This window comes from Thermoanaerobacter sp. A7A (assembly GCF_000445185.1).
Classification (GTDB): Bacteria; Bacillota; Thermoanaerobacteria; order Thermoanaerobacterales; family Thermoanaerobacteraceae; genus Thermoanaerobacter.
In genome coordinates this window covers 1-1279 of the sequence record NZ_AVAF01000101.1, presented here as the reverse complement: position 1 = coordinate 1279, position 1279 = coordinate 1, and the positions used below count along the sequence as shown (strand labels likewise).

The following is a 1279-nucleotide window of genomic DNA, read 5'->3' as shown; positions in this document are numbered from 1 at the left end:
AACTCCTGTAAATCCTTTAGGAGATATAAATGTGCCGGCAGGAAGTGTTGTAGTGAATGATAATATCGACAGAAAACTTATTCTGGAGACAGGAATTGCTTTTATTAAAGGCGATCAAAACTTAGAGTGGCTGCTGGGCACAGGTGCAAGCAGAGAATATGCGGCAAAACCCGGCAAAATACCGGAAGATTTGTTGCCTGTGTTTAAAGAAGCAGGAAGAGAATACGGCATTCCGTGGTATGTGCTTGCAGCAATAGCTTTTAGAGAATCAAGTTTTAATCCAAATGAAATAGGTCCATATTTGCCGAAGCTAAAAACAAGGGCTGTAGGTATGATGCAGTTTCTGCCCGAAACATTCAGCGAGTACGGTGTTGACGGCAATGGAGATGGCATAATAAGTCCTTTTGATCCTTCTGACGCGATTTATTCTGCTGCTCATTATTTAAGTGCAAATTACAATTTATATAAGAAACAGGGTTACAGCGATTTAGATGCATTGAAAAAAGCGTTATGGCACTATAACCATGCATGGTGGTATGTGGACCAGGTAATGGCTATTGGAGAAAAGTATAAAAATAATTACCCGTGAGGTGTTTTTTATGGAGAGGAGAAACAAGTCTGCTGCTCTGGCAAGCAGGATAATTCCTTATCATCCGGAATACAGAAAAATAACGGGTTCTGTAACAGCCGCAATTTTATTTGAGCAGCTGGAGTACTGGTTTGACAGGTATAACCACAACAGCTTTTATAAATTTCTTGAGCCAGCACCAGACCATCCTTCTTATGCTCCCGGCGATAGCTGGGTAGAAGAGCTGGGATTTTCTGTTAAGGAGTTTAGAACTGCTTTTGATAAGATTGGTGTAAGGTACAATTCAAAGACAGAGTTTTTAAAAGCCCAGGAGGAGGGAAGGCTTTTCATCAAAAACGGAGAAGAAAAGCTGTACTGCAGCTTTATAGACAAGCAGAAAAATGTAACCTACTATGTAAGAAACAACGAACTTGTCGACAGACTGCTGGATGAGCTTACTCATAAAGAAGTAGAAGGAGAGCTTCAGTTTGTAAAGCCGGAGATAAAAAATGAGAAAGCAATGCACCCAGATATTTTTGTAAAAGGAGAGAGGAGTCCATCTCCGGAGATGGGGAAACCCAATCTCCCGAGATGGGAAAAGTCCATCTCTAGAGATGGGGAAAGACCATCTCCCTATATCAGAAGATTACATCAATAGATTACATCAAAATATTACATCAGTCAGTCAGTCAAAAAATATGGAGATGGAGC

2 protein-coding genes are annotated in these 1279 nt (G+C 40.6%); both read left to right on the top strand.

Going from position 1 to position 1279, the window contains the following annotated elements:
- Window positions 1-589, top strand: a 589-nt coding sequence (locus M663_RS14610) for a lytic transglycosylase domain-containing protein (protein ID WP_042805204.1), incomplete at its 5' end; no start/stop codon positions are given.
- A gap of 10 nt (window positions 590-599) precedes the next feature.
- Window positions 600-1226, top strand: coding sequence for a hypothetical protein (locus M663_RS14605; protein ID WP_273702655.1), 627 nt, complete (start codon window positions 600-602; stop codon window positions 1224-1226).
- Window positions 1227-1279: the final 53 nt, after the last annotated feature.